Consider the following 440-nt stretch of genomic DNA (forward strand, 5'->3'; position numbering starts at 1 on the left):
GGAGGGGCTTCGAAAGGGTCTGGAGTGGTGTACAGAGCACTTTTTAATAATTTAAGCTGTTTCTATAAGCCTGGATTATATCAAAAAGGCTGTCATTATTCGGAATAGTGACAGCGTCTTTATTGTGAGTTGATGGGGTGCAGGTTAGTTTCGCACCCGGTTAATGGCTTATCATTAACAAGATAATCGATAGAACACACTAAAAGGAAAAAACATGAATATACTGAATATTCTCAGCGACGAATGGAGTAGCTTAAGAGAAGCAGAAGAATCTCTTTTAGTCAGCAGATACAATATCAGAAGAGGAGATGATTTTATGGTCATTATCCTGCTGGCTTTAGGAACATTATCTGAACAGACCACTGCCCTTCGGTTTTTAAAAAATGATGAAATGGAACTGGAGGATGTCGAGCTGATCAGGATCATTCCGGATATTATAG

At 39.1% G+C, this 440-nt stretch carries 1 protein-coding gene; it reads left to right on the forward strand.

What is annotated here, in order from left to right; translation table 11 throughout:
- Positions 1–214 precede the first annotated feature (214 nt).
- A partial coding sequence (locus tag SB659_RS19090; RefSeq protein ID WP_410551522.1) for a hypothetical protein occupies positions 215–440 on the forward strand: 226 nt, incomplete at its 3' end.

The organism is Arthrobacter sp. SIMBA_036 (assembly GCF_046535135.1).
Classification (GTDB): domain Bacteria; phylum Actinomycetota; class Actinomycetes; order Actinomycetales; family Micrococcaceae; genus Arthrobacter.